This window comes from Streptomyces sp. NPDC001816, from assembly GCF_042892235.1.
Classification (GTDB): Bacteria; Actinomycetota; Actinomycetes; order Streptomycetales; family Streptomycetaceae; genus Streptomyces.
Window position 1 is genome coordinate 911,391 of record NZ_JBIATY010000001.1, and the last position, 25,915, is coordinate 937,305.

General features: G+C 68.7%; 29 protein-coding genes and 2 pseudogenes. 14 read left to right on the forward strand and 17 right to left on the reverse strand.

From position 1 onward, the window contains the following. Positions 1-321 precede the first annotated feature (321 nt). Positions 322-954 (reverse strand): type III effector protein, encoded by a 633-nt coding sequence (locus tag ACFYZZ_RS04165; RefSeq protein ID WP_389171284.1) that lies wholly within the window; start codon positions 952-954, stop codon positions 322-324. A 122-nt stretch (positions 955-1,076) separates the two neighbouring features. On the opposite strand from ACFYZZ_RS04165, the gene ACFYZZ_RS04170 reads away from it, so the two are divergent. The 3 genes from ACFYZZ_RS04170 to ACFYZZ_RS04180 all read left to right on the forward strand — a co-directional run bounded on the left by ACFYZZ_RS04170 (position 1,077) and on the right by ACFYZZ_RS04180 (position 2,505). Then, positions 1,077-1,508: an Hsp20/alpha crystallin family protein gene (locus ACFYZZ_RS04170; protein ID WP_389171286.1), complete on the forward strand. Its 432-nt coding sequence runs from the start codon at positions 1,077-1,079 to the stop codon at positions 1,506-1,508. Positions 1,509-1,615: 107 nt separating this feature from the next. Beyond that, positions 1,616-2,011, forward strand: coding sequence for a DUF2267 domain-containing protein (locus ACFYZZ_RS04175; protein WP_389171288.1), 396 nt, complete (start codon positions 1,616-1,618; stop codon positions 2,009-2,011). 113 nt (positions 2,012-2,124) lie between these two features. Then, the gene (locus ACFYZZ_RS04180; RefSeq protein ID WP_389172009.1) at positions 2,125-2,505 is read left to right on the forward strand and encodes a DUF2267 domain-containing protein; all 381 of its coding nucleotides are present in this window, start codon (positions 2,125-2,127) and stop codon (positions 2,503-2,505) included. A 353-nt stretch (positions 2,506-2,858) separates the two neighbouring features. Here ACFYZZ_RS04180 and ACFYZZ_RS04185 read toward each other — a convergent pair whose 3' ends face one another. From ACFYZZ_RS04185 to ACFYZZ_RS04195, 3 genes are all read right to left on the reverse strand, one after another. Beyond that, positions 2,859-3,563, reverse strand: a complete 705-nt coding sequence (locus ACFYZZ_RS04185) for a hypothetical protein (protein ID WP_389171290.1) — start codon at positions 3,561-3,563, stop codon at positions 2,859-2,861. Between the two features lie 68 nt (positions 3,564-3,631). Then, positions 3,632-3,985 carry a DoxX family protein gene (locus tag ACFYZZ_RS04190; RefSeq protein ID WP_389171293.1) on the reverse strand — a complete coding sequence of 118 codons (354 nt, stop codon included), beginning with the start codon at positions 3,983-3,985 and terminating at the stop codon, positions 3,632-3,634. After that, the gene (locus ACFYZZ_RS04195) at positions 3,982-5,973 is read right to left on the reverse strand and encodes an acetoacetate--CoA ligase (RefSeq protein WP_389172011.1); all 1,992 of its coding nucleotides are present in this window, start codon (positions 5,971-5,973) and stop codon (positions 3,982-3,984) included. Before ACFYZZ_RS04195 ends, ACFYZZ_RS04190 begins: the two co-directional genes overlap by 4 nt. 62 nt (positions 5,974-6,035) lie before the next feature. Here ACFYZZ_RS04195 and ACFYZZ_RS04200 point away from each other — a divergent pair, with 62 nt between their 5' ends. Then, entirely contained in the window at positions 6,036-6,668 is a 633-nt protein-coding gene (locus ACFYZZ_RS04200) for a TetR/AcrR family transcriptional regulator (protein WP_389171296.1), read from the forward strand. A gap of 115 nt (positions 6,669-6,783) precedes the next feature. Here the strand turns inward: ACFYZZ_RS04200 and ACFYZZ_RS04205 are convergent. Both ACFYZZ_RS04205 and ACFYZZ_RS04210 read right to left on the reverse strand, forming a co-directional pair. Then, positions 6,784-7,011: pseudogene (locus ACFYZZ_RS04205) on the reverse strand (transposase); the annotation flags it as partial. A 244-nt stretch (positions 7,012-7,255) separates the two neighbouring features. After that, on the reverse strand, positions 7,256-7,777 hold the full coding sequence (locus ACFYZZ_RS04210; RefSeq protein ID WP_389171298.1) for a Clp protease N-terminal domain-containing protein: 522 nt from the start codon (positions 7,775-7,777) through the stop codon (positions 7,256-7,258). A gap of 286 nt (positions 7,778-8,063) precedes the next feature. Between ACFYZZ_RS04210 and ACFYZZ_RS04215 the strand changes: the two genes are divergently transcribed. From ACFYZZ_RS04215 to ACFYZZ_RS04240, 6 genes and pseudogenes are all read left to right on the forward strand, one after another. After that, a complete protein-coding gene (locus tag ACFYZZ_RS04215) occupies positions 8,064-8,273 on the forward strand; it encodes a ferredoxin (RefSeq protein WP_365524678.1) in 210 nt (69 codons plus the stop codon). Next, positions 8,263-9,618, forward strand: coding sequence for an NAD(P)/FAD-dependent oxidoreductase (locus ACFYZZ_RS04220; RefSeq protein WP_389171300.1), 1,356 nt, complete (start codon positions 8,263-8,265; stop codon positions 9,616-9,618). The genes ACFYZZ_RS04215 and ACFYZZ_RS04220 overlap by 11 nt, the downstream gene beginning before the upstream one ends. Before the next feature lie 31 nt (positions 9,619-9,649). After that, on the forward strand, positions 9,650-10,834 hold the full coding sequence (locus ACFYZZ_RS04225) for a cytochrome P450 (protein ID WP_389171303.1): 1,185 nt from the start codon (positions 9,650-9,652) through the stop codon (positions 10,832-10,834). A 226-nt stretch (positions 10,835-11,060) separates the two neighbouring features. Then, a complete protein-coding gene (locus tag ACFYZZ_RS04230) occupies positions 11,061-11,462 on the forward strand; it encodes a PAS domain-containing protein (RefSeq protein WP_389171306.1) in 402 nt (133 codons plus the stop codon). A 63-nt stretch (positions 11,463-11,525) separates the two neighbouring features. Continuing rightward, positions 11,526-11,777: a hypothetical protein gene (locus ACFYZZ_RS04235; protein WP_389171308.1), complete on the forward strand. Its 252-nt coding sequence runs from the start codon at positions 11,526-11,528 to the stop codon at positions 11,775-11,777. Between the two features lie 96 nt (positions 11,778-11,873). Then, positions 11,874-11,975, forward strand: a pseudogene (locus tag ACFYZZ_RS04240) (IS5/IS1182 family transposase); the annotation flags it as partial. 87 nt (positions 11,976-12,062) lie between these two features. On the opposite strand, the gene ACFYZZ_RS04245 reads toward ACFYZZ_RS04240, so the two are convergent. From ACFYZZ_RS04245 to ACFYZZ_RS04260, 4 genes are all read right to left on the reverse strand, one after another. After that, positions 12,063-12,218, reverse strand: coding sequence for a DUF6131 family protein (locus ACFYZZ_RS04245; RefSeq protein WP_099053157.1), 156 nt, complete (start codon positions 12,216-12,218; stop codon positions 12,063-12,065). 98 nt (positions 12,219-12,316) lie between these two features. Continuing rightward, positions 12,317-12,811 carry a hypothetical protein gene (locus tag ACFYZZ_RS04250; protein ID WP_389171311.1) on the reverse strand — a complete coding sequence of 165 codons (495 nt, stop codon included), beginning with the start codon at positions 12,809-12,811 and terminating at the stop codon, positions 12,317-12,319. Between the two features lie 38 nt (positions 12,812-12,849). Then, positions 12,850-13,407, reverse strand: coding sequence for a hypothetical protein (locus tag ACFYZZ_RS04255; protein WP_389171313.1), 558 nt, complete (start codon positions 13,405-13,407; stop codon positions 12,850-12,852). Positions 13,408-13,575: 168 nt separating this feature from the next. After that, on the reverse strand, positions 13,576-14,322 hold the full coding sequence (locus tag ACFYZZ_RS04260) for an ANTAR domain-containing protein (RefSeq protein ID WP_389171314.1): 747 nt from the start codon (positions 14,320-14,322) through the stop codon (positions 13,576-13,578). A gap of 128 nt (positions 14,323-14,450) precedes the next feature. On the opposite strand from ACFYZZ_RS04260, the gene ACFYZZ_RS04265 reads away from it, so the two are divergent. Beyond that, positions 14,451-14,801 carry a helix-turn-helix domain-containing protein gene (locus ACFYZZ_RS04265; RefSeq protein WP_331743949.1) on the forward strand — a complete coding sequence of 117 codons (351 nt, stop codon included), beginning with the start codon at positions 14,451-14,453 and terminating at the stop codon, positions 14,799-14,801. 147 nt (positions 14,802-14,948) lie between these two features. On the opposite strand, the gene ACFYZZ_RS04270 is transcribed toward ACFYZZ_RS04265, so the two are convergent. Beyond that, positions 14,949-15,140, reverse strand: a complete 192-nt coding sequence (locus tag ACFYZZ_RS04270) for a hypothetical protein (RefSeq protein WP_389171316.1) — start codon at positions 15,138-15,140, stop codon at positions 14,949-14,951. A 381-nt stretch (positions 15,141-15,521) separates the two neighbouring features. Here ACFYZZ_RS04270 and ACFYZZ_RS04275 point away from each other — a divergent pair, with 381 nt between their 5' ends. Together ACFYZZ_RS04275 and ACFYZZ_RS04280 are read left to right on the forward strand one after the other, a co-directional pair. Next, positions 15,522-15,830 (forward strand): transposase, encoded by a 309-nt coding sequence (locus ACFYZZ_RS04275; RefSeq protein ID WP_389171317.1) that lies wholly within the window; start codon positions 15,522-15,524, stop codon positions 15,828-15,830. A gap of 59 nt (positions 15,831-15,889) precedes the next feature. Next, on the forward strand, positions 15,890-16,426 hold the full coding sequence (locus ACFYZZ_RS04280; RefSeq protein ID WP_389171319.1) for a hypothetical protein: 537 nt from the start codon (positions 15,890-15,892) through the stop codon (positions 16,424-16,426). Here the strand turns inward: ACFYZZ_RS04280 and ACFYZZ_RS04285 are convergent. The 6 genes from ACFYZZ_RS04285 to ACFYZZ_RS04310 all read right to left on the reverse strand — a co-directional run bounded on the left by ACFYZZ_RS04285 (position 16,383) and on the right by ACFYZZ_RS04310 (position 24,546). Next, the gene (locus tag ACFYZZ_RS04285) at positions 16,383-17,171 is read right to left on the reverse strand and encodes an IS5 family transposase (protein WP_389172013.1); all 789 of its coding nucleotides are present in this window, start codon (positions 17,169-17,171) and stop codon (positions 16,383-16,385) included. The two genes, ACFYZZ_RS04280 and ACFYZZ_RS04285, sit on opposite strands and share 44 nt — an antisense overlap. A gap of 335 nt (positions 17,172-17,506) precedes the next feature. After that, positions 17,507-18,955, reverse strand: a complete 1,449-nt coding sequence (locus ACFYZZ_RS04290) for a GH1 family beta-glucosidase (protein ID WP_389171322.1) — start codon at positions 18,953-18,955, stop codon at positions 17,507-17,509. Positions 18,956-19,117: 162 nt separating this feature from the next. Further along, a complete protein-coding gene (locus tag ACFYZZ_RS04295; protein WP_389171323.1) occupies positions 19,118-20,605 on the reverse strand; it encodes a ricin-type beta-trefoil lectin domain protein in 1,488 nt (495 codons plus the stop codon). Between the two features lie 673 nt (positions 20,606-21,278). Beyond that, the gene (locus ACFYZZ_RS04300) at positions 21,279-22,622 is read right to left on the reverse strand and encodes an ABC transporter substrate-binding protein (protein ID WP_389171326.1); all 1,344 of its coding nucleotides are present in this window, start codon (positions 22,620-22,622) and stop codon (positions 21,279-21,281) included. A gap of 56 nt (positions 22,623-22,678) precedes the next feature. Continuing rightward, positions 22,679-23,626, reverse strand: a complete 948-nt coding sequence (locus tag ACFYZZ_RS04305) for a carbohydrate ABC transporter permease (RefSeq protein WP_389171329.1) — start codon at positions 23,624-23,626, stop codon at positions 22,679-22,681. A 2-nt stretch (positions 23,627-23,628) separates the two neighbouring features. Continuing rightward, positions 23,629-24,546 carry a carbohydrate ABC transporter permease gene (locus ACFYZZ_RS04310; protein WP_389172016.1) on the reverse strand — a complete coding sequence of 306 codons (918 nt, stop codon included), beginning with the start codon at positions 24,544-24,546 and terminating at the stop codon, positions 23,629-23,631. A 245-nt stretch (positions 24,547-24,791) separates the two neighbouring features. On the opposite strand from ACFYZZ_RS04310, the gene ACFYZZ_RS04315 reads away from it, so the two are divergent. Further along, positions 24,792-25,889, forward strand: a complete 1,098-nt coding sequence (locus tag ACFYZZ_RS04315) for a LacI family DNA-binding transcriptional regulator (protein ID WP_389172019.1) — start codon at positions 24,792-24,794, stop codon at positions 25,887-25,889. The last annotated feature ends 26 nt before the right edge of the window (positions 25,890-25,915 follow it).

The window sequence follows — 25,915 nt, forward strand, 5'->3', positions numbered from 1 at the left end:
TCGACTTCCCGGAAGGTGGACCGGCATTCGGGTGTGGGGAATTCGGGAGGGGGGACACGGCGGGTAGGCCGCGTTCAGCAGCGTATCCATGGGGCTGGCTCGACTCAGGCTCCCCCGGTTCAGCCAACGAGCCGGGGGAGCCGCTGCACGCCCGGCGGGAGACCGAGACGGTCCCCGGCGGCCAGTGATGCGGCCAGAATCCGCTGACCAGCCTCCAGGTCGACCGAGCGACCACATACGCCGCGAGAAGCGTGAACTCGACACCGATCAGTTGCAGGGAACAGTGTCGACGGGCTGCTGTTGCAGGGCGCCGGGCGGGGGTCAGGGGGGTGTGAGGGTGTCGAGTCGTGCGGCGAGGTCGGGATGGGTTCTGGCCAGATGGGGGCGGGTCTCGGCCAGGGGGTGGAGGAGGGTGGAGGGGTCGTCGTGGGCGAGGGCCTCGTGGAGCCGGCTGAGCGGGGTGTGGGCCGCGGCGGGCAGGTCGGTGAGCGCGGTGATCTGGCCGGCGAGGCGGCGCAGGTCGGCCGCGTTGCGGCGGGCCCAGACGGCGGTGGTGCGTTCGGCGGCACGGCGTTCGCGGGTGGCCTGGACGCGCTGTTCGCCGGTGGGTCCCGCCGGGCCGGGACGGCCGCGCAGGTAACGGCGCTCGGCGGCCTGCCGGCTGGCGACGCCGAGAGGGTGGGCGAGGTCGGCCCAGCTGGCGCCCGCCTCGCGGGCCGTTTCGATCAGGCCGGTCTCCCATCCGGCGAGCTGCTCGCGGACCTGCCGCCGCAGCAGCAGCAGGGAGGCCAGAGCCTGCTGCGGGGCAGGCCCGTCGCCGGCGGTGTCGGGGGCCTCGTGCCGGGCGGCGCGCAAAGCGCCGTCTATGGCGCGCAGGGCAGCCTCGGCGGCGAGGAATGACGCCGGGCTGTGGGCTTCGGCGCTGGACGCGGACGGCTGGTCGGCCGGGGTCAATGGGCACCTCCTCCGGTGTCATCCAGTCGATGACATTGTGTTTGTCATCTATTGGATGACATGCTACGGTTCCAGTGCGGCGCATTGGCAGCAACTGCCCGAACTTCTGGAGGTGTCTTCCGATGTTGATGCGCACCGACCCCTTCCGTGAGCTGGACCGGCTCGCACAGCAGCTGATGGGCCCGGGCACCTGGTCCCGGCCGTCGCCGATGCCGATGGACGCGTACCGCGAGGGCGACGAGTACGTGGTGGCCTTCGACCTGCCCGGTGTCAGCCCGGAGGCGATCGACATCGACGTCGAGCGGAACATGCTGACCGTCAAGGCCGACCGTCGGCCGGTGGCGAAGGCGGACGACGTGCAGATGGAGCTGTCCGAGCGGCCGCTGGGTGTCTTCTCCCGCCAGATCGTGCTGGCCGACACGCTGGACACCGAGCACATCAAGGCCGACTACGACGCGGGTGTGCTCACCCTGCGCATCCCGATCGCCGAGCGCGCCAAGCCCCGCAAGATCTCCATCGGCGCGGGATCCGGCCGCAAGGAGATCTCCGGCTGACACCCGGGGACACCGGCCGGACGGTCGCGGAGGACGGGGACCTGATCCCCCCTCACCCCGTCCTCCGCACCCCATGGACGGTCCGCAGGAAAAGGGGTGCGGCCGAGATGACTCTGCGACGCGCAGCATTCCTCGACCACGTGCAGGAACGCGGCGAGTACGCCAGCACGCACGAGGCGGAACGCGCGGCCCGCGTGGTACTCGCCCTGCTGGGCGCGCACCTGGTCGGCGAGGTCCGCGCCCAGCTGGTGGCCCGTCTGCCGGAGGACTTCGCCCTGATCCTGCTCAACCCGCTCCAGAGCGCCGAGCCGCTGCCCCCGGCGCGGTTCGTGCGGGCGACCGCGGCCTGGATCGAAGGGGCCACCGAACAGACCGCGACCTGGGACGTCAGCGCCGTCCTGTCCACGGTCGCCGACACGGCCGGCGACGCCCTGCTGGCCCAGATCCTGCTCCAGCTCCCCGCCGGCTACGACCTCCTCTTCGGCCGTCCCCTGCCCATCTGACCACTCGCACCCCGGTGCCCGCGCACCGGCGGGAGAGAAAGGCATCCACCCCAGTGATCTCCGACCAGCTCGCCCCGCTGCAGCCGCACCTTCACGGGACGGCGTACGAGCAGATGCTGGAGAAGGTCCGCTACGAGGGCGCCTACCCCACCCGCGAAAGGGCCGAGGAAGCCGTCCGCCTGGTCCTTTCGGGGCTGGGACGCCAGCTGACCGGTGACGAACGCGTCGACCTGGCCGCCCGGCTGCCCCTGGAGTCCGCACGCGTCCTCACCGCGCAGATCCCCGACACCCAGCCCCTGACCGGCTGGGCCTTCGTCAAGGACCTCGCCGCCCGCACCGGCGCCTCCCTGGCCACCACCCGTTGGGACACCGGATCCGTCTTCGCGGCCGTCGCTGCCTACGCCGGCCCCGACCTGATCACCCGCATCCTGCACCAGCTCCCCACCGGCTATGCGCTGCTGTTCGGCCGCGCCGAATTCACCCCCGCCGCGTAGTCAGACCGTGTCTCGCCCGAGGGTGTTGGACATGGCCACGCGTGCGCGGGGTGTCTCAGCCGCAGGACTCGTGTGCGTGCCAAATGCCACGTGCAGTGACTCCCACAGTTCACCGGCTCAAACCCCTGACCGCGGGACGTCACCCGCCAGGCGGGTGAACGGTCACTCGGCACCACCCCGCCGTCTACGGCGGGCGTGACCACCTGCCGTACCTCCTCATCGCTCCGTACAGCCTCATCGGCGCCCGCCCTGCCCCTGGGCCGCAGCGGAAGCCCCCGGTACGTCTCCTCGGGCCGGGCTGAGCCGTGATGTCCTGCTCACCGCATGTACGCGCTCGGCCGGCGGGTGTTGCATCAGCGGCTCGCGCCGGTATCGCCATCGTCATGTGGAGAATTCCGATGTCTCCCGCCGCCCGGAGCGGAGTCGTCGCCCTTCTCTTCCAACAGTTCGAGGAGCGCGGCATCCGCCCTCTTCTGGTCTTCCTTCGTCAGCTCGACCGGCGCGTTGTTGTAGACGGTGTAGCGACTCGGATCGATGATGTTGGCGGCCCGCAGGGTGAACGTCAGCAGGCGGCGCCACCCCTTGTGGTGACCGACCCGCGCTTGCAGCTGGACCGTGTAGTCACGGGCCTCCGGCATGAACCCGGAGAACGGGGCCTCGAACTCGATGAAGAGCTGTAGCGCTTCTCTGCCGGGCACGACGAAGCCCGCCGGCAGTTTGGCGTCCTCGTCCGGCCCCGGCTGGAGGCGAGACGGTGAGGACACCCACAGAAGCGGCAGGTGAGAAGCGGGCTCGTCGGGGAAGGTCAGGATGAGGTCCTGGACGACTATCGGCTTGGGGCCGGTGTTGTGAAGGACGAGCGGGAGCCGCAGGCGGGCCGTGGATGAGTGGATGATCGTTGCGAAGGCATGAGGCTCCCATGTCTTCAGGCGCCCTTGTCTGGCGTTGAGCCACCAGAACGACGCGACGGTGAAGAGCAGTGCGCAGGCCGACACGACGCCGGCGCCTGTGAGTGATGAGGACGCGGCCTGATCGGCCGCGGTCATCAGCGGAACCACAGATTCAGTGTGCCAGGCCTGGCGTGCGCTCGCTCACAGGACTCAGGGACCTCCGCCGCGGGTTCATGTCATGAGTCGATACCGACAAGGAGCACGAGATACCAGGCGACCAGTGCGGCGCACACCACCGCCGGGACGAGTTTCGGCAACCTGTCTCCCTTGCGCACGTGCGTGGTCACAGCACCGGCGAGAAGTGTCAGGAGCCCGACGCCGGCCACCCCTCCGAACAGCGGCAGGACCGGTCCGAGGGCCACGCCGATGGCGCCTGCCAGCTCCAGCGCACCGATCACTCGGTAGGCCGCGATGGTGAAGCCGGCGTGAGCGGCCAGCCCGGGCATCGGACCGAGCGCCATGATCTTGGCCACGCCCAGCAGGGCGAAGATCAGCACGATGAGACAGGCCAGGGCGGCGGAGAGGCTCATGAGGCGTCCTTGGCGGTGTGCCGGTGACGGGCCTGGCGGCGTTCTGTTCCCAGGCGGGCGAAGTAGGCGACGAGGTCCGGGTTGTCGACCGCCGAGGGATTGAGGACCTGCTCGGCGGGGGTGCCCTGGAGGAGGCGCTTGACCGGGACTTCGAGTTTCTTGCCGGTCCTGGTGTGCGGGATGGCCGGCACGGCGCGGATCTCGTCGGGGACGTGGCGGGGCGAGGCGCCGGTGCGGATGGCGGCGCGGATCTTCTCGCGCAGGACGTCGTCCAGGGCGACGCCGGGCGCGGGTACGACGAACAGGGGCATCCAGTAGCCGCCGTCGGGTTCCTCCACGCCGATGACGAGTGCCTCGGTGATCTCGGGGAGGCGTTCGACGAGGTCGTGGATGTCGGCGCTGCCCAGGCGTACGCCGTTGCGGTTGAGGGTGGCGTCGGAGCGGCCGTGGACGACCACCGAGCCGTGGGAGGTGAGGGTGATCCAGTCGCCGTGCCGCCACACACCCGGGTAGGCGCCGAAGTAGGTGTTGCGGTAGCGGCTGCCGTCGGGGTCGTTCCAGAAGTACAGCGGCATGGAGGGCATGGGCCGGGTGACGACCAGTTCGCCCACCTGGTCGACGACCGGCCGTCCCGCCCCGTCGTAGGCCGCGAGTGCGACGCCGAGGTTGGGGGCGGACAGCTCGCCGGCCCAGACGGGCGTCGTGGGAGCGCTGCCGGCGAAGGCGGAGACGTCGGTGCCGCCGCTGGTGGAGGCCAGCTGGATGCCGGCGCCCACGTGGTCGCGGACCCAGCGGTAGGCGGAGGCGGGGAGGGTGGAGCCGGTGCTGCCGATGGCGCGGACGGCCGACAGGTCGTGCACGGTGGGTTCGATGCCCAGTTTGGTCATGGCCAGCAGGTACTGGGGGCTGGTGCCGAAGACGGTGACCTTGTGGCGGGCCGCCAGCTCCCACAGGACGTCGGGGCGCGCCACCGGCGCGGGGCTGCCGTCGTAGGTGCAGGTGGTGGCGCCGGTCAGCAGGGTGGAGACGACGAGGTTCCACATCATCCAGTGGGTGGTGGTGTACCACAGCAGGCGGTCGCCGACGCCCAGGTCGCAGTGCAGGCCGAGGATCTTGAGGTGTTCGAGCAGGACGCCGCCGTGCCCGTGGACGATGCCCTTCGGCAAGCCCGTGGTGCCGGAGGAGAAGACGATCCACAGAGGGTGGTCGAACGGCACTGGGGTGATGGTGAGGTACTCGGTACGGGTGGCGGCATCGTCCCAGGGGACCGTCAGGCCCGGGTGCCGGGTCTCGGGCCAGCCGAGACCCAAGTGATCCACGAGCACCGTGGCCTGCAGCGTGGGAAGGGCTGCGGCGAGGTCGAGTGAGGCGGCGCGGCGGTCGTGTCGGGTGCCGTTGAAGAGGTAGCCGTCCGCCGTGATGAGCACCGTGGGTTCGAGCTGGGCGAAGCGGTCGGCGGCGGCCTTGGGCGCGTAGTCCTGGCCGCATACCGACCACACCGCGCCCAGGCTGGCGGTGGCGAGGAAGGCGATGACGGCGTGAGGGGTGTTCGGCAGGTAGCCGACCACCCGGTCGCCCATCCCCACCCCCAGGTCGCGCAGGGTGGCCGCGACGGAGGCGACCCGGGCGCGCAGCTGTCGGCCCGTGATCTCGTAGCCGGAGCCGTTCTCGTCCAGCGCGGTGATCGCGGGAGCGTCCGGGTGCAGGTTGCGCAGCGCGTGGTGGGCGTAGTTGAGGGTGGCGCCGGGGAACCAGCGCGCGCCAGGCATGGTCTCCTCGGCCAGCACCCGCTCGTACGGCGTGGTCGCGTCGACGTCGAAGTACTCCCATACCCTGGCCCAGAATCCCTCCAGGTCGGTGACGGACCAATGGTGCAGGGCCTGGTAGTCGGTGGGGTCCGGGATCCCTTCGGTGCGCTGTTGCCTGGCGGCCCAGCGGGCGAAGTCCGCGATGCGGCTGCCGGCGACCGTCTTCGGGTCGGGCGGCAGGAACGGTACGAGGTATGGAAAAGAAGGTGAGGCGTCCCCCGCGGGGAACGAGGAAGAGAGACGTGCCTCTGACCGAGGCCGGGATCTATGCCGCCGCCCTGCGGCTCATCGACGAGGACGGGGTCGAGGCGCTCACCATGCGCAAACTCGCCACCGAGCTCGATGCCAACCCGATGTCGCTGTACCACCACGTGCCGAACAAGGAAGCGGTGCTGCGTGGCGTGACGAGAATGGTCGGCGCCCAGTTCCGCACCGTGACGCTTGAGGACGCTCCCTGGCAGGAGCGCATCCGCCTGCTCGCCACGGACTTCCGTACGCTGGCGCATCGTCACCCCGAGCTGATGGCCTACTCGTTCAGCCACCAGCCGGACTTCATCCAGCCCGACGACCCGTTCTGGACCGCGCTCACCGCGATCGTGGCCGCCGCGGGAGTGCCGGAGTCGGAGGTCTCGGAGGCCGCCGCTCTGGTGGTCGCCGTCGTCGTCGGTGTCCTCGCCGCCGAACTCAACGGCTCGCTTCACCAGTGGGCGAGCCTCAAGCCCCCCGGTCCCGCTGTCGGCGCAGGCGAGTCCATGGACGCAGACCCGGCAGGGCCTGTCCAGGACCGAAGGTTCCGCCTGGTGATGGACACTCTCATCGCGGGCCTGGAAAGCCGGCTTGCCGCCGAACGTGACAGCCGGGGCGCCGGCCGTTGAGTCCCGGCTTCTGAGGCGTGGCGGCCTGGGGCCGGCACTGACGGGGCCGCAGTCCGGATATCCGGGCGGCCCTCGTCGGGAGGGGGCGACCAGGCCCTGGCCGGGCGGGCATCCCGAGGATCTTCTGGTGCAGCCGTCCCCAGACGCCGGCCCGGGGCCAGATCAGGAACCGGCGGCGCACCGTTGACTTCGGCACCCCCAGGCACGGCGGCAGGGGCCGCCAGGCGCAGCCGGTGACCAGCACGTAGCTGATCGCCGCGAAGACTGCCTCATCGACGATGTTCGCGACCCCGCCGCCCTGCGAACGCACCCGTGTCGGTGGCGGCCTCGCGGTCTCCCACAGACCCTACGAACGATCCATCCCCCCTGGGAATCAGTGCAGTGCGTCGTGGTCAGTCGTGCAGTGATGAGGGGGCGTCCGTGAGCGTGGCGTCGAGGGCGGCCGGGCCGAACCCGGCCTCGGTCGGGACGTCGGCGGCCACTCCGCGGCCGAGCTGGGCAAGACCGATCAGCAGGTCGTCGCAGTCGATGCGGTCGGAGCCGTTGTGTTCGGACCGCGTCTCGGCGATGGCGATGGCCTTGCGGGACTAGGGCGTCCAGGCGATGCGCTCGGTTGCCTGGGAAGCACCCCTGCTCAGCCGGGTGCCGACGGACCGGTGGACCGCTTCCGGCGAGACACCGGCGGCTTGCAGGAGCTGGGTGGCGCTGTTGTCCTCGGCGGTCAGGCCCCAGAGCAGGTGCTCGGTGCCGATGTAGTTGTTGCGGTGCTGCACCGCGGCCTGTTTGACGTGTGTCATCGCCTGGCGGAGGTCGTCGGTCATCGTCTCGGGGCCGTAGCGCTTGTGGGGGCTGTTGAAGCGCTGCTGGACCGCTTGCCGGGTCACCCCCAGGGTGGCACCGATGTCGGTCCACGAGGAGCCGTGCGTCCGGCAGTGCTCGACGTAATACTCGACCAAGTCGTCAGCCAGCGTGTGCAGTTGGCCGGCAAGGTCGGCAGCGACGGTCAGCAGGGCGAGCCAGTCCAGCTGTTCCCGCCCTGCGGAGCGGTGCGCGGTGTCGCATCTCCGGTCGACTTCCGCGATGAGATCGTCCAGGTCCGGAAGAGCCATGAGGACGCTCACCCTTCTGGCGTGTGGTCCGAGTCAGAGTTTCCATACGCCGTATGGAACCTCCCTCCCATTAATACCATACGTTGTATGGAATGGTCGAAGTGGCGTGGGTCACGGAGATGGCCGGAGCTGATCAGAGCGACAACGGAGGCTTTCCTCAAGAGAGTTGGCAATGCTCGCCTCATCGGCGCGCCGGAGTATGTGTTCCGCAGCCGCGACGTGCGGGTCCGCGATTCCCGGCCCATGCTGGAAGCGAGGGGGTGAGACAGCGGAGGAAGTGGTGGATATGCGGACCGTTGTCGACCTCACGCGCTGCCAGGGCTACGCACAGTGCGTGTTCCTCGCGCCGGAGGTGTTCGAGCTGCACGGCGAGGAGGGACTGCTGTACGCCACAGCCGTTCCCGACGACCAGGTCGAACGCGTGCGTCAGGCCGCGGCGGCGTGCCCGGTCCAGGCGATCCTGCTCGGGGAAGAGGTGACCACCGGTGCCCGGTGACCTGAAGCACGGCCGCATCGTCATCGTCGGCGCGTCGCTGGCCGGGCTGCGAGCCGCCGAGGCGCTGCGCGAGGAGGGCTTCACCGGTTCACTGACCGTGGTCGGCGACGAACCCCACGTACCCTACGACCGGCCGCCGCTGTCCAAGCAGGTGCTGCTCGGGCAGGCGACGGCGGACACCACCGAGCTGCCGATGCGCCGGGATCCGGACGCCGAGTGGCGCCTCGGCGTCCGCGCCACAGGTGTTGATCTGCTGGCGAAAAGGGTGCTGCTGGAGGACGGAGAGTCACTGCCGTACGACCGGCTGCTGATCGCCACCGGCACCCGCGCGCGGCCCTGGCACAACTCGGACGAAGCCGCCCTGGACGGAGTGTTCACCCTGCGCACGCGTGAGGACGGAGCGGGACTGGCCGAGCGGCTGGCCGCGAGGCCGGAGCGGGTGCTGGTGATCGGCGGCGGCTTCACCGGCTCGGAGATCGCCTCGGCCTGCCGGGAGCTGGAGCTTGAGGTCACGGTCACCGAACGCGGCCCCGCGCCCCTGGTCGGAGCCCTCGGCGGGACCCTGTCGAAACTCGCGGCGGTCATGCAGCGCAACCACGGCGTGGACCTGCGCACCGGGGTGACGGTCACGGCCCTTCGCGGGAACGGCAGCTTCACCAGCGCGGAGCTGTCCGATGGCAGCCGCGTGGACGCGGACGTGTGCGTCGTCGCGCTGGGTGCGATCCGCAATGTCGAATGGCTGGCGGACTCCGGCCTTGCGGCAGGCCCGCGCGGGATCGCCTGCGACGCCGGGTGCCGGGCCTTCAACATGTACGGGATCGTGACCGACGACGTCTTCGTGGCCGGCGACGTCTCCCGCTTCCCCCACCCACTGTTCGGCTACCAGATGCTGTCCCTGGAGCACTGGGGAAACGCGGTGGAGCAGGCCGGGGTGGCGGCCCACAACATGGTCAACCCCGGGCCGCTGCAGCGACCGCACCTGTCCATCCCGTCGTTCTGGTCGACCCAGTTCGGACTCAACATCAAGTCCGTGGGCGTACCCACCTACTCCGACCATGTGGTCATCGCGCAGGGCTCCCTGGAGGCACGCCGTCTGGCCATGGTCTACGGCTACCAGGGCCGGGTCACCGCCGCGGTCACGGTCGACATGGCCAAGTCACTCGACTACTACCGGCACCTGATCGAGACGGCTGCTCCCTTCCCGCCGCCGCCCGGCGCGCAGGACCGGGCGATCGCGGCAGACATTCCGATCCCCTCTCTCGTGCCGGATCCGTCGGGGCTGTCCCACGGCCCGACCGTCGCGCTCACCGGCCATCTTCCAGACCGCAGACTGACCGTGGTGTAGCCCACGTCTCGCCGACCCACGAGGATCCGCCATGGAATCCGAGACTCTGCTGGCACGGATCACCGACTACGCCAGCCGCCCCTACCCTTACCCGCTGTATGCGGAACTCCGCGAGGCCGGTCCCGTGGTCCGGCAGACAGACGGCAGCTACCTGATCGGCACCTACCACGAGATCGCCGCTCTGCTCCACGACCCGCGCATGAGTGCCGACCCCCGCACCAGGGGGGAAGTGACCCACAAGCCTCCGTTCCTCCGGCTCGACGACCCCGAACACCACAGGCTGCGCACCCTGGCCATGCGGCCCTTCGGACCGCCGCACAGCCCCGACCGGGTCGACTCCATGCGCGGCGAGATCGAACGCATCACCGGCGAACTGATGGCGTCCTTCGAGGCCGGCAGGCAGATCGACATCGTCGACGACTTCGCCTACCCGCTGCCCGTCACGGTGATCTGCCGGCTGCTCGGCGTACCGCGCGAGGACGAGCCGCTGTTCAGGGCCTGGTCCGACGCGCTGGTCGCAGCCGCCGACGTCAGGCCCGACGACGACACCACCGAGACGGACAAAGCCGGCGACCAGGCACGGGTGGAGATGGGCGGGTACCTGGTGAACCTCGCCGAGCGGCGTCGCGGTGATCCGGGCGACGACATGCTCTCCGCCTTCGTCAACGAACCGGACCCGGCCCTGCGACTCACCCAGGAGGAACTCGCGGAAACCGCCGTGCTGTTGCTCATCGCCGGGCACGAGACGACGGTCAACCTGATCACCAATGGGGCGCTCACCTTCCTGCGCCAGCCCGAGCAACTGGATCTCCTGCGCCGCGAACCGGACCTGCTGCCGCGAGCGGTGGAGGAACTGCTGCGCTACGAGCCCCCGGTCCACATGCGCGAGCGCATCCCGCGCGCCGACATGGACGTCGCCGGCACCAAGATCCCCCAACACGCGTCCGTCATTCTGGTGCTGGCCTCGGGCAACCGCGATCCCATGCGGTTCCACGAGCCCGACCGGTTCGACCCCACCCGCGCGGACAACCAGCACCTCGGCTTCGGCAGTGGTATCCACGTGTGCTACGGCAGCCCCCTTGCCCGCATCGAGGCTTACGCCGCGCTCGGTGCGCTGCTTCCCCGCCTCGGCAGCGCCCGCCTGGTCGAAGACCCGCCCCCGTACCGGCAGAACGCCATGCTCCGCGGACCCCGCCACCTGCCCATCCAATGGTGAAGCCGCGTAGCCACGGCGCGTGTGTCTGATTATCCGATCAAACGTGAGGGTCTTGACGTCTGCGTCATTACATCTGACTATTTAATCAGAAATGGCCATATACTCCACTATGACCCATACCCCACCGTGTGCCGCTCACCGGGACAACGCCGTTCACCACGGCTGCACACAGGGCCGCCGGACAAGCGCCGACGCTCCTACTTCCGCACCGATGGGACGGACCGCGATGACCAACACCGACCACACCCTCCTCGCCGAGCCGGCAGGCCCCCGTGAGATGCGCGACGCCGCGATAGCGATGATCGATGCCAGGGGCACCGTGGTGGGGTGGACGCACGCCGCTCAGCAGCTCGTCGGTTACTCGGCCGGCGAAGTGGTGGGCCGATCCGCCGCACACGTGCTGCCGCCCCCCGAGGACGCCCGGAGGGCTTCGGCGTTCGCCGAGCTCTGCCGTGCACGGGGTGGCTGGTCCGGCACCGCGGCGATACGCCACCGCGACGGCCACACGCTCAGGATGACGCTGCGGGTCTCGCTGCTGCGGGGGCGGGACGCCGACACCCGGTGGCTGGTGTCCGTGACGGACATAGGTTCCCTGTCCTCGGGGACGACCGGGGGACCGGTGCGGTAGTCGCTCCTTGCCCGCGCCCCGATCGGCATCGTCGTCTATGACCCGCAGCTGCGTTGTGTGTGGGTGAACGACACCATGGAGCGTCACGACGGCGTTCCTCGTCACCGACGCTTCGGGCGCGGTCTGAAGGATTCACTGCCCGCCGTCGAGGCCGAAGCGCTCAAGGTGGTGATGCGGCAGGTGCTGGAGAGCGGCACCACGACGGTGCACGAGTACCGGGCGTGGCCGCCCGCGGACCGGCGCCGTGAGCACGCGTTCTCGGCCTCGTTCTTCTGCCTCCAGGGCGCGGACGGCACACCGGCGTGTGCTCCATGACTGTGGACGTCACTCGTCCCAGACTGACCGCTCACGCATGCGGGGCGTTCTCACCTGCGGCGGAGTGGGCGTCTCTGGGCAGGGCGCGAGGGAGGGGCGTACTCATCACACCGCAACCGCCGTTACCTGCGGCGTCGGCAGATCAAGCACATCGTCCCCGAACGCCGTGACCAACAAGCCCACAGCCAACGCCGTGGCAAACAGCGGCGGAAGATCCGCCAGCGGCCGCGCTCATCGTCAATGCGCTGCTGACCCAGGCTGGGAGGGAAGTTGTACAGGCGTGCTCTACCAGTAGTGGCGGCGGCCGCCGACCGCGTGGCCGAGGGAGCCGAGGAGGAACAGGACGACTCCGATGAGGAGCAGGATGATCCCGATTGTCCACAGGATGCCGATGTTCAGGACGAATCCGACGACGAGCAGGATGATGCCAAGTGCGATCACGGCGTTCTTCTTTCTCTCCGGCCGGTGTACCGGCCGCTGTGAGGCGGGATGCCGTTCACTGCCTGAACCCGTTGCGCCTCGCCTCACGGGTGTGTTTGTCAGGTGGTGAGCAGGCGGTTGAAGAACGAGCGATAGTGGCGCAGAGCCCTGCGCAGAGCTTCGGTGTCGACCTGCTCGCCTCGGCTCCACTGCTCTTCGAGGTTCTTCTTGTGCTCGTCGAACGTCGCGGCGAGCGTCTGCATGACCTTGGCGACCAGGTTGTCCGCAGCCTGTACCGCCTGGCGAGGATCGTCAACGAAGGCACCCTGGATGTTCTCCCACTCCTTACGGAAGTCTTCCTCGTCCTGCGATGTCAGCAGTTGCGGCATCTCGTCGGCGTCTGTGGTCCGTGCGCCCGCCGCCTCGTCCGCCGCGGGGGTGGCTTCGTCGCGGGACGCGCGGTCGTCGGCCGCATCCGTTCTGTCGTCGCCCTCGCTCGGGTAGACCGGGGGCGGTGGAGTGGTGTTCGACGCTGCGTCGGCCTTGCGGGGCTGGGCGAGGTCCTCCGTGGACAGCCCGCTGTCACGAGTGTGCGGTGTGTCGTCGCGTTGCATGTCTCCTCCATGTCCGTTCGGTCCCGGCTGCCCGAAGGTCAGGCCGGGGCGTGGCGGGTCTGGCCGCCGTCGGAGAGAAGTTCGTCGAACAGCGCCCGGTAGTGCACCATGGCGCCGCGCAGTTGCTCGGTGGTGGCCTTGTGACTCGCGCTGAGTGTGTCGATCTCGTGGGCGGCTCGGTAGTGCTCGAGGGTGCGGCCGTGCTCGACGGAGAGATCCTTGAGCTGCTGGTCGTAGCTTTCGGTGGGGTAGCCGCGGTCGTGCATCAGGGAGGTCACCAGATGGTCCGCGTCGTGTACGGCGTCCTCGGGCCGGTCCACGAACTCGTGCTGCACGTGGTCCCAGTCCCGTGAGTAGCGCTCGCGGAGACGGTCGGGCAGAGGCTTGATGTCGAGTTTGTCGTGCCGTTTCTCGCGTGCGCTGAGTTCCCGCTCGGCGGCGAGCCTGCTGTCGGCGCCGTCGACGGTCCGTTCGTACTCGGGGCCGAAGCGCTGACGCAGAGCCCGGTGCCGCAGGAAAAGAGCCAGGGCAGCGGCAATCAGCACGACGACCACTGCGATGGGAATGACGATCGCCAAAAGCATGCCGGTAGACATCTGACCGACCTCCTCATGGATGGGCGATATCCGCTGTGTTCCCAATTTCTGTTAATTGGTGCTTCACAGTCGGGCTTTGGGCCTCCTCCCTGCGGCAGGCGCCGAGGCATGAGATCCGGAGCGCAAGCCCGGCTTCAGCATCGGACTCTCAAGACCGACCCCAGCAGCTCAGATCCCGCCGGCCCAAACCTCCCTGACAGCGAATGCCGGTCCGCCGCCGGTGTTGCGTGTTCTGGCGACGGCTGCGGTGAGTTGCTGCTGGACCGGGTTGGGCAGGGGCGCGCCTTGGACGGTGGTGACGACGTCCTCGGCGAGGCGGTGCAGTTTCGTGTTGGTGTTCTGGGACGCTGTGACCAGTACCTGCCACGCCTCGTCGGGGTTCAGACCGAAAGAGGCCATGAGGATGCCGCGTGCCAGGTCGATGTCCGGGTGGGTGCGCAGCGCGCGCCTCAGCTGGACGACTTCGGTCCGCAGGAGGTCGTCGTCGGTTTCTTCGCGCGGCGGCCCGGGCCTTCGGGCGGGCGGGTCGGCATGCTCGTGGGCGGGGGAGAAGAGGCTGTGGGTGTCGGTATAGGTCAGCAGTCGTTCGACGGCGGGGCTGGCCGTGGTGACGGTGACCGTCTTCCCCGCCGCGACTGCGTCACGGCGAGCGGCCAGCAGCACGTTGAGTGCAGAGCAGTCCGCGAAGTGAAGTTCGCTGAGGTCCAGGTCCACACCCTCGGCCGACCGCATGATTGCATCGCGCAGGGCGTGCCGGAGGCTCTGGCAGTTGTCGAGGCAGAACTCTCCGCTCACGGTGACGGTCACGCGGATCCCGGCCGGCCCTGCCTGCACCGGCAGCGCGCCGGTGGACGGTGGTGTGCGGTCGGCTTCGTCGCTGGCGAGCGGTGTGTCCGGGGACGGTAGCGTCGTCATGCTCGCCTCCTCCGGTCCTCCGGGTTGTTCTTCTCCAGGCTCAGCCGCCTCTACGTGACACGTCAACCCCTACACGAATTTATCTTCGTGTTTTTGGGTGCGTGAACGTGTGGACGTAACATGGAGTCGTGACAGAAGTCCATGGAGTGCCCGAGCCGCACACGGGGTGGACGTTTCTGACCAATCACGCGCGCGTGCTGGCCAGCATCGCCGACAACCACCACGCGCGGGTCCGTGACATCGCGGCGCGATGCCGACTCACGGAACGGGCCGTCCAGAAGATCATCGCGGACCTGGAGCAGGACGGATACCTCTCCCACACCCGCCACGGCCGCTCCAATCGGTACAGCATCGACCCGGACAAGGTGCTGCGCCACCCGGCCGAGGAGGGCGTGACCGTGGCCTGCCTGCTGTCGATGCTGGCCAGGGACGAGGACGAACGCCACGGCGCCAGCGACCATGCCCGGCCCGGTTCGTGAGGGGATGCGGTCTGCCGCGACCTACAAGTTCTGCCCGCCGGTCAGGGAATGAGCCGCCGGTTGGTTGTCCGACGACGAGGAGACCGTGATGGAACCTGTAGGCGACGGCGCGACGGCCCACCCGTCGGACACCCCCTAGTACTCCAGTCAGACATCGTGCTCTGAGCTGGTTCTTCTTCCGTATTGGCAGCGGCGGGCGATGGCTTGGTTGATGAGTCCTCGGTTCTGCAGGGCCTGAGCGCTGACCTTGTACGTGCTGTCCGGCCAGACTCCGTCGGGACACCCCTGGTTCACCCAGCCGAGCACGGCCTGCTGCCGCTCGTTGAGGACCTGGTGCATGCGGTCCTCCAACGGTTCCCCGGGCGCGCTGACCCGGAGACAATGCCCGTCCCTTCTGCGGGAATTCACGGTGGCTGCGAGGACCCCTCGTTCGGATGAGACGCGCCTGTGTACCTGAGTTGGCACCTCTCGCCGATTCAAGTGCACAGTCGGGGACATCTTGCAGTGGCCGGCTGACGCGGTGGTGGTCCGCCCCCAGCCGCTCCTTGGTGGCGGCCAGACGCGTTAGGAGATGACGAGACCAACGCGCTCCAGCCAGGCCCTGATGGCGCTGTCCCCTTGTGTGACCTCTTCGCCCTGAATCGCCAGACCATCGGCAAAGGCTGCACCGCGGCATGAGGCTGCGTAGTCGCGGCGCGTGGTGCCCAGGCCGCTCATGGCGTGGGTGGTGAAGGGAATGATCCCGAGCGGCTGAGCACCGAGGCGTCTTTCGCCGCGCTGTGCGGAGTCAGTCCCATCGAGTACTCCTCGGGCGGTCGGAGCTCACGGAGGCTCAACCACGGCGGCGACCGGCAGGCGAATGCCGCTCTGCACCGCATCGTGTTCACCCGGCTGCGCCACGACCCGCGCACCCAGGCGTACTACGAACGCCGCACCCAGGAGGGCAAGACCCGGCGTGAGATCATCCGATGCCTCAGAAGCTGTTGTTTTTCCGGACGTGATCGCCGCGTTTCCGCTGGTCGGGCATAGGGTCGGTGATTCGGTGGGAGTCGTGGCCTGTCGGGTCGTCGCTTGCCGGGAGGTCGCGGATGCCGTCGGTCGTTGGACTGCTGGAACAGCACGAGCTCGCCGCTCGCCGTCGGATCGACGGGCTGCGGGAGGAGGCCGACCGGATCCAGGCCGAGTTAGCCGTGGCCGAGCTGGAATGGCAGGAGTGGGCGATCGCCCGCAGGCGGGTCGATATGGTGCTGGCTCCGGACCGCGGCGACACCGCCGGGACGGAGGTCATCCCGGATCCGCGGGATGCGGATGCTCAGCCGACGCCCCGCGATGCGGCGAAGCCGAAGTCGCAGGTGCCCGTGTGGCGTGAGGGGCTGGCCTCGTCGGTGCTGTCGGCGGACTACCAGCGCATCCTGCAGGCGCTCGCGGACCGGTCCCGGCTCCGTCAAGGGCCGCTGACCTGCCAGGAGATGGCTGCGGTGTTCGGTATGGACGTGGTGCCAGCGCGTGTGGAGGCATTGCGGTCGAAGGCGAAACGCCTGGTGGCCCGCGGCTGGCTGGCCGAGCCCGCACCGGGCCGGTTCATGCTGGCTGCGGGCGTGTCCGGGCCAGGCGGCGGGTCATGAGCAGGGTCATCGACCAGTAGATCATTGCTTCGGCGCTGGTGGCGCGGCGTTCGAAGTCGCGTGCCAGGCGTCGGGTGCGCATCAGGTGGGCGAAGAACCGCTCGACGATCCACCGTTTGGGCAGCACCACGAAGCCGCGCATGTCGTCGCTGCGCTTGACGATCGCCAGGACCAGCGTGAACGCGGCCAGGCAGTGCTCGACGAGGCTGCCGGTGTAGCCGCCGTCGGCCCAGACGAGGGCGAGGCGGTGGTGGGCATCGCCCTGTTTCAGCAGCACGCGGGCGGCGGTGCGGTCGCCGGTGTCCGCGGCGGTGACCATCACCCCCAGCAGCAGACCGAGCGTGTCGACCACGACGTGCCGTTTGCGGCCGTTGACCAGCTTGCCGCCGTCGAAGCCCCGACTGTCCGCCCCGACCACCGCGTCCGCCTTGACCGACTGCGAATCGATCACGCCTGCGCTCGGCTCCGCGTCGCGGCCCACCATCAGGCGGGCCCTGGCGCGCAGCCGGTCGTGGAACTCCCTGACCAGACCGTGGTCGCGCCAGCGGCGGAAGAATGCGTACACCCGGTCCCACGGCGGGAAGTCAGCAGGCATCGCCCGCCACTTGATGCCGTTGTCCACCAGGTAGCGGATCGCATCAAGTACGGCCCGGTGGCAGTACGCCTCCGGCCGGCCGCCGCGACCGCGCAGCCAGCCCGGCACCGGCAGCAACGGCCGGACAGCCGTCCACTCCCGGTCCGTCATGTCCGTCGGATAACGCGGCTGCCGGGACCCGTTGTCGGCGGCGTTTCCGAACCGGTGAGCCAGACAGTCACACTCCCAGGTGACCGAGCTGGACCGCCCGGCCATCGGCACGGAAGACTGCTGCATCAGGGCCTCCTGCTGCTCGGTGATTCGACACCAACGAGCTGTTCAGGAGGCCCCACCCGTATGCGCCAAGCATCCCGCGACCACCCAATCGGGACTCCCGCCCGACGGGCTTCTCTCAAGATCGAAAAACAACTGCTACCAAGAGCGTCGGCCTCGGCGGCATCCACGCACCGCTTCGCCGCGTCCTGTCGGCCCGGGACATGTGAGCGTCAGACAGTCCCCTGGTGACGAGGGTCTTCAGTTACTGCGCCGCTCCTCCGAATAGAGGTTCTCTTCTCGGGGGTGGGTATCGCGACGGAAGCTGCGTGTTGTGTGGTGCGCCGGTGGGCGCGGATGATCTCGGCGTAGCGGTGGCCGCTGTCCTTGATGGTGCGTGTCTGGGTCTCGTAGTCGACGTGGACGATGCCGAACCGCTGGGAGTAGCCGTAGGCCCATTCGAAGTTGTCCAGCAGGGACCAGGCGAAGTAGCCGTCGAGCGGGACGCCGCGGCGGGCAGCCCGCGCGCAGGCTGCCAGGTGGGACTCCAGGAAGGCGGTGCGGTCAGTGTCGTGGACGCTGCCGTCGGGCGCTGCACGGTCGGGGTAGGCGGAGCCGTTCTCGGTGACGAGGACCGATTGCGGCGCGTAGTCCTCGGTGATCCGGACGAGGATTTGTTCCAGCCGGTCCGGGTGGACCTCCCAGTCCATTCCGGTGCGGGGTGTGCCCGGCGGTGTGACGGGACGGGCGAACGGTGCGGGCCCCTGCGGATCGTCGACGGTGACTGACCGCTTGTAGTAGTTGACGCCGAGCCAGTCCAGCGGCGCGGCGATCGTCTCCAGGTCACCGGGTTCGGCGGGTGGTTCGGTCCCGTACACCTCGACCATGTCGGCCGGGTAACCGCGGCCGTGGATGGGATCGAGCCACCAGCGGTTGTTGTGCCCGTCGTCGCGGCGGGCGGCGGCGATGTCCTCGGGCCGGTCGCTCGCGGGCTCGGACTGCGTGAGGATGTTGACGATGCCGACCCGCGCTTGTGAGGCGGTGGACCGGAGGGCCTCGACGCCGAGCCCGTGGGCGAGCAGCAGGTGGTGTGAGGCGCGCACGGCGGCGGTCAGGTCGGTGCGGCCCGGCGCCATGACCCCCTGGAGGTGGCCGAGCCATGCGGAGCAGTACGGCTCGTTCAGCGTCGCCCAGTTGGTGACCCGGTCACCGAGCCTGTCGGCGACAACGGTGGCGTAGTCGGCGAATCGCAGGGCGGTGTCGCGGGCGGGCCAGCCGCCGCGGTCCTCGAGGGCCTGCGGCAGGTCCCAGTGGTAGAGGGTGGCATGAGGAGCAAGGCCCGCTTCCAGCAGTGCGTCGACCAGTTGGTCGTAGAAGGCCAGCCCTGCCGGGTTCACGCGGCTGTCCCCGTCCGGCATGACGCGGGGCCAGGCGATGGAGAATCGGTAGGCGTTGAGGCCGAGGGCCTTCATCAACGCCACGTCGTCGGGCCACCGGCGGTAGTGGTCGCAGGCGATGTCGCCGGTGTCCCCGCCGGCGATGGTGCCGGGCTGCTTGCAGAAGGTGTCCCAGATGGATGGTGCTCGGCCGTCCTCGGCGACCGCGCCTTCGATCTGGTAGGCGGAGGTGGCCGCTCCCCAGGCAAAGCCGGAGTGGAATGCGGTCAGGTCGTCAAGGGGCACAGCTTTCCTCGCTTCGTGGTGGGGAGACGTTCGGAGTGCCGATGGGACCGTGGATGGACCGGTCGGCTGCTCGGGCCCGGAGGGGAGCGCCCCGGGGATGAGGCCGGTCGCGGCTCTTGACGTCCGCGACCGGCCTGTGGGTGTGTCAGGCGGGGGGGCCTCTCAGCTGGTCTGCCACTTCTGGTTGTTGCCGCCCCAGCAGGACCAGAGCCAGACCTGGTTGGAGGCCAGGTCCTTGTCCAGGCAAAGACGGGACTGCACTCCCCGGATCGTGCCGTCGGAGTAGAACATCCACTTCTGGTTGTCCTGGCCGTTGCAGTCGTAGGTGCCGACCTTGGTGGCGTCGTTGGTGCCTGCTCCGTAGGCGTCCAGGCACTTCGTACCGCCGTAGACGGTGATCTGCCCGGAGGGCGTCCGGGTCCACTGCTGGTTGTCGCCGCCCCAGCACTGGGCCCAGACCTGGACCTGGACGTTGTTGTGGCTGAGGTCGGGGACGTCGAGGCAACCGTCGCTGCCGACGGTGCGCAGGATGCTCGTGTGCGAGCCGGGGTCGCTGCCCCAGGCGTACTTCAGGCGGTCGATGCCGCTGATGTTGCGAACGCCCAGTGCCAGGTTGGTGCCGCTGCCCTTGAGGTCGAACAGGGAGTACCAGTCGTAGGCGGGCCGGTCGATGTGCTTGCCGCCGAGGGCCGGCCAGTAGACCGCGCCCATGCCGAGGGAACGGGCGGTGTCGGTGTCGGCACGCAGGTACCGCACGAAGTTGTCGGTGCTCGTCGCGTCGTTGTAGTTGAGACCTGTGTCCATCGGCGCGCCGAACTCGTCCAGGATGGTACGCGTGCCGCAGGTGCCGACCTTGCTGTTGAAGTCGGTGACCCATTCGCTGTAGGTCTTCGCCGGCTTACCGAAGGCGTAGTGGTGGAGCGAGAGGTAGGTCCCGTCGAGGCGGGAGTCGGCGCACACGGTCGTGACGTAGTCGTTCGAGCCTGGTCCGCTCACGATGATCCGGTTCTTGGGGACCGAGGGGCGGTCGGTGATCCACTTGGCGGCGAGGTTCGCCCAGTCGGTGGCGCTGTAGCCGTTGGGCTCGTTCATCGGCTCGAAGTAGACCAGGCTGTTGGAGCCGTACTTACCGATGACCGCGTCCCACATCGAGTTGAAGGCGGCCATATCGGTGATCCTGCCGCTCTGGGCCGCGTCGTCCTCCCAGTAGGAGAGGATGACCTTGAAGCCCTTGGCGGTTGCGGCGTCGATGGCGCCGGTGTACTTGTCGCCCCATGTCGTGTCGGGGACGGAGTGGGTGTTGATCGGCAGCCGGACGGTGTTGGCGCCGAGTGCGCTCTGGAATCCGCCGAGGATGGCGTTGGCCTTGGCTTTGACGGTGTCGTAGCTGTCGGAGCTGTCCAACCCCTCGGGGACGACGGCGCCGTGGACATAGTTGTCCCCCGGCATGGCCCAGTTCGCGCCCTTGAACTTGCTGGCGTCCGTCGGGTTGGTTTCCGCAGCCGCCGGCGACGCGGTGGACAGCATGGTGATCGGCGCGGCGATCAGTGCGGCCGCGAGGCAGGCCAGCGCGCGGCGGAGGAAGCGGGTACGGGCGGGGGGCAGTACGGCGGAGTGTGGACCTGGCCGGGTGGGTTGGGAGTTGGGCATGTCGTGTTCCTTATTCTGCGTGCGGCTCTGTGCAGGCGGTCGTTGCCGCCTTGGGCGCCACGAAGCGATCTGCTTGGGTGGGTGGTTGTGATGTGGTGGTGGCGCCTGGGTGTGTTCCGGAGAGGGCACGGCGCGAGGTGGTGATGGGCGCCGGGCGGCCGGGGAACGTGGGGTCGGCTGAGTTGACGTGCTCGCTTTGGGCTGGCGGGCACGGTCTTTGTTGTGGAGAAGGGGCCGCTGCGGGTGGGGCCCGCTACGGCGTTGTCACCGCCCGCTGAGTGTCCTTGCTCGGGGCGGCGGGCACGGGATGCGGTTGGCGGCTGCGCGGCCGACCGCGGTGATCGCGGCCACCGGTGCCGAATTCGCGCGGGCGGTGGCCTCGGCAGGATGCTGGGCGAGCGTCCGTGCATCCGGTTGCTCCTTCGGGTACGGGCGGCTCAGGGCATGGGGGAGGGAGGCCGCGTGTGGCTCGGTGAGCCCGGGGTGGGACCCCGCCGGCCCGTCAGGTGGCCGGCGGGGCGATGGTGGGGGCGGGTCGCTGAGGTCGTCGTCAGCGGCGGCCGTTGGCGGCCGGTCGTGCGACCTCGTGCCCTCAGGGTGGAGGTGCGAAGAAGAGCCGTTGGACGGTCCTGCTGTCCCGCCAACAGGCGGGCGGGACACGGGCCGGGGCGTGTTACCTGACGGTGAAGCCTTGTTCCTGGCCGTACTTGCGGGAGGCGTCCTGCCAGGCTTTGAGGCCGTCCTGCAGGGTGGTGTCGCTGACGTAGGCCTTGCCGACGTTGTCGTTGAAGATGCTGTTGGCGTAGACCTGGAAGGGCAGGTAGGACCATCCGATGAGGACGTCGTCGGCCGACTTGGCGAGCACCTCGTTGATCTTCTGGCCGCCGAAGTACGGGTCCTTCTTATTGAGGAAGTCCGGGGACTTCAGCTGCTTGGTGGTGGAGGGGAACGTCCCGGCGTCGACGCGGGTCTGCGCGCCCTCGTCGACGGTGGCGTACTTGAGGAAGGCGTAGGCGAGCTTCTTCTTGGTGCTGGCCTGCATGACGGCCAGCGAACTGCCGCCGTTCTCGGCGGTGGCCTCCTCCCCACTGCTCCACTGTGGCATGGGCGCCACACGCCACTTGCCGGCGCCGGCCTTGACGCCCGATGCGAGGGGCGCGGGCATCCACGCGCCGGTGACGAGGGAGGCGATCGTGCCGTCGCCGAGGCCCTTGTACCACGCATCGCTCCAGGGGGAGACCGGCGCGAGCAGCTTGTCGCTGATGAGCTGCTGCCAGGCGGTGGTGAACTTCTTGGTCCCGGCGTCGTCGAAGTTCACACCGACCTGGGTGCCGTTCACGGTGTACGGCCTTCCGCCGGCCTGCCAGATCATGCTGGTGGTGAAGCCGGCGTCGCCGGTGTCGGCGGTGAGATACGCCTTGGGGTCCGCCTTGTGCAGCTTCTTGGCCGCGGCGATGTACTCCTCCCAGGTGGCCGGCACCTTGATCTTGTGCTTGTCGAAGACCTCCTTGTTGTAGAACAGGGCCATCGGGCCGGAGTCCATCGGCAGGGCGTAGATACCCTCGGTGCCGGCGTGGACGGCGCTCCACGGGCCGGCGGAGAAGGTGCCCTTGAGCTTGTCCGCACCCAGGGCGCTGAGGTCGGTGAGGGACTTGGCGAGCGAGAACTGCGACAGGGCGTAGTACTCGATCATGGCGACGTCGGGGACACCCGATCCGGCCTTGACCGCGTTCTGCAGCGCGGTGTACTGGTCGTTGTTGGTGCCGGCGTTGACCAGGTTGACCTTGACCTTGGGGTACTTGGCCTCGAAGTCGCTGACGACCTTCTTCAGCGTCGGGTCCCAGGCCCAGACGGTGATCTCGCCGCCGGTGTTCAGGGCGGCCTGGATGTCGGCGTTGGACGCAGGCTCGGCGCTGCCCGAGTCCTCGGTGCCGGAGGAACTGCAGGCGGTGGCGGTGAGTGCCACTGACAGGGCGGCGGCGCCCAGCAGCAGGGCGTGACGACGGGTTCTCGTCATGGGGTGTTCCCTTTCGTGCGGTGTACCTGGGAGGCGTGGCAGTCGGCGGGCTTGGGTCAGCCCTTGACGCTTCCGGCGGACAGGCCGGACTGCCAGTACCGCTGGAGCAGCAGGAACGCCGCGATCAGCGGGACGATGGTGAGCAGTGATCCAGTGATCACGAGATTGAAGACCGCTTCGCCGCCCACGGTGGAAGCCTGGGCGTTCCAGCTGTTCAGGCCGAGGGTCAGCGGGTACCAGTCGGGATCCTTCAGCATGATCAGCGGCAGGAAGTAGTTGTTCCAGGTCGCGACCACGTTGAAGAGAAGTACGGTGACGATTCCCGGCGCCAGCATCGGCATGCTGATCTGGAAGAACGTGCGGAACTCGCCGGCGCCATCGACGCGCGCCGACTCCAGGATCTCTTTCGGGACGGCGTCGGTGGCGAAGGTCCACATCAGGTAGAGGCCGAACGGCGAGACCAGCGACGGGATGATGATCGCCCACGGGGTGTTGGTCAGCCCCATCTCGGAGAACATCAGGAAGGTGGGAACCGCCAGTGCGGTACCGGGCACCGCGACCGCTCCGATGACGGTCGCGAAGACGGCCTTCTTGCCGGGGAAGTCGAACTTGGCCAGCCCGTACCCGGCGAGCGTCGCGAGGAAGGTAGCGCCGCCCGCCCCGACCACCACATACAGCACGGTGTTGAGCAGCCAGCGGGTGAAGATCCCGTCGTTGTAGCTGAAGGTGTCGGCGATGTTGCCGAACAGGGCGAAGTCGCCATCCAGCCACAGGCCGAAGGAGTCGAACAGCCCCTTCTGCGTCTTGGTGGCGTTGATCGCCAGCCAGGCCAGCGGCAGCAGCGTGTACACCAGCATGATCATTGTCAGGGCGGTCAGCGTGGCGCTGCGCCGCTTCCGGCGGGAGGCGCGCCGGGCGGGGCGGACCACCAGCGGGCCCGAAGAGGCACCCGCGTGCCGTGCGGTGCGCGGCTTGTGCCCGACGCGAGGAGTCGTGGTCGCCATGATCAGGATTCCTTTCGCATGCCGCGCAGCTGGACGGCGTAGGCGATGATCATCGTGATCACACCCATGACGATGGCGACCGTGGCCGAGTAGTTGAACTTCTGTCCGGCAAACGACAGCGAGTAGGCGTAGAGGTTTGGCGTGAAGTAGGACGTGATCGCATTCGGCGCCAGGCTCTTGAGGACGCTCGGCTCGTTGAACAGCTGGAAACTGCCGATGATCGAGAAGATCGTCGCGATCGACAGAGCCCCGCGCAGCGCCGGGAGCTTGATCGCCCGGATGATCCGCAGCTGCCCGGCCCCGTCCATCTCCGCGGCCTCGTACAGCGTCGGATCGACCACCCTCAGCGCCGAGTAGAGGATCAGCATGTTGTAGCCGACGAACTGCCAGGTCACGATGTTGCCGATCGACGCGAGGACCAGACCGGGCGACAGCGGGTCGGGAAGCGAGATGCCGAACGCCTCATTGATGTTGCCGACCAGGCCGAACCGGGTTCCGTACATGAAGCCCCACATCAGCGTGGCAACGACGGTCGGCACCGCGTAAGGCAGGAACACTGAGATCCGGAAGAAGCCCACCCCGTACAGGCGGCCGCTGTCGATCGCCAGGGCCAGCAGAAGCGCGAGGAGCAACATGATCGGGACCTGCACGGCCAGGAAGACCGCCACCCGCCCGAAGGCGGACCAGAACTGTGCGTCCCCCAGCACCTCGGTGTAGTTGTCGGCACCGACGAAGGCCGTTCCGCCGATCAGCCGGGTACGGAACAGGCTCAGGTAGATCGAGTAGCCGATCGGTGCGAGGAAGACCAGCGCAAACACCGCCACGAACGGCCCGACGAACCGCCAGCCGACCCATGACCGCCGTCTCGAGGCCGATGGCCTCCTGGCACCTAGAACCCCTGCCTGTGGTGCTGCGACCACCGCTTCACTCCTTGCTGCGCGAACGCTGACCACACTGCGTGGTCACGTGAACATCGAGTCCGGCTCAGCGCATCGACCCGAACCTTGTTCACGTGACCATTCAGCCCGCAGACGGTTGGTCACGTGAACATGATGCGGTAGCGTGGCACCCGTCACAGTGGGAGGTCAAGGTTTCTCGCACGTTAAAACTTCCGCCCGAGCCTTCAGCGGACGGCGACGAGTGGACAGACAGGAGCGAAGGCTCGATGGACCTGAGTGAGCTGGGACAGCAGGATCCTGGTCCTGCGGTGGGCGCACAGCAAGTCGGCTCGGCCGTACCGGGCGGGCGCCACAGGCAGCACGTCACGAGGGCCGACGTCGCCGCGCTTGCCGGCGTTTCACGTCAGACCGTGTCCAGGGTGGCCAACGGCCATCCCAGCGTGATCGGTTCGACCCGGGAGCGGGTGCAGGCTGCGATGCGGGAACTGGGCTACCGGCCCAACAGTGCCGCGCGCGCCCTCAGGTACGGGCAGTTCAAGACCATCGGCGTGATCCTCCACAACCTCTCCGCCACCGGCCACAGCGACACCGTGCAAGCGATCGCGGCCCAGGCCGCGGCCGAGGGATACGCGATCACGGTGATCCCCGTCGATATTCCGACCCAGGACAGTGTGCTGGGCGCCTTCACCCGGATGGGCGAACTGGCCGTCGACGCAGTCATCGTCTTCATCGAGGTCCACCTGCTTGACGCGGGAACCGTGAAGCTGCCGCCCGGCGTGCGCGTGGTCGTCGTGGACTCCGACGCCGGAGACCGCTATCGCGTGGTCGATACCGACCAGGCCGGCGGCACCCGAGAGGCCATCAGTCACCTGCTGGAACTCGGACATGAGACCGTCTGGCACGTGACCGGTCCGGAGACGTCGTACGCAAGCCAGCGCCGAGCCCAAACATGGCAGACCGTGCTCGAGGAAGCCGGACGGCCTGTGCCACCACCCCTGCACGGCGACTGGACCGCCGCATCGGGCTACGCGGCCGGCCTCGAACTCGCACAAGAGCCGGACTGCACCGCGGTGTTTGCCTCCAACGACCAGATGGCACTCGGTCTCCTGCACGCCTTCCAAGAACGAGGCAAGGCCGTCCCCGGCGACATCAGCGTGGTCGGCTTCGACGACCTCCCCGACGCCGCCCACTTCGCCCCGCCCCTGACCACCGTCCACCAGGACTTCGCCGAGGTGGGCCGGAAAAGTGCCCAGGAGGTCTTGCGGCAGATCCACGAACACGACGTCCCCCGATCCGGCACGGACATCGTTCCCACCCGCCTGGTGATCAGAAGCAGCACGGCGCCGCCGCCCCTGAAGCCGTAAGGGTGGGTGGCTGTTGGCTTGCCGAA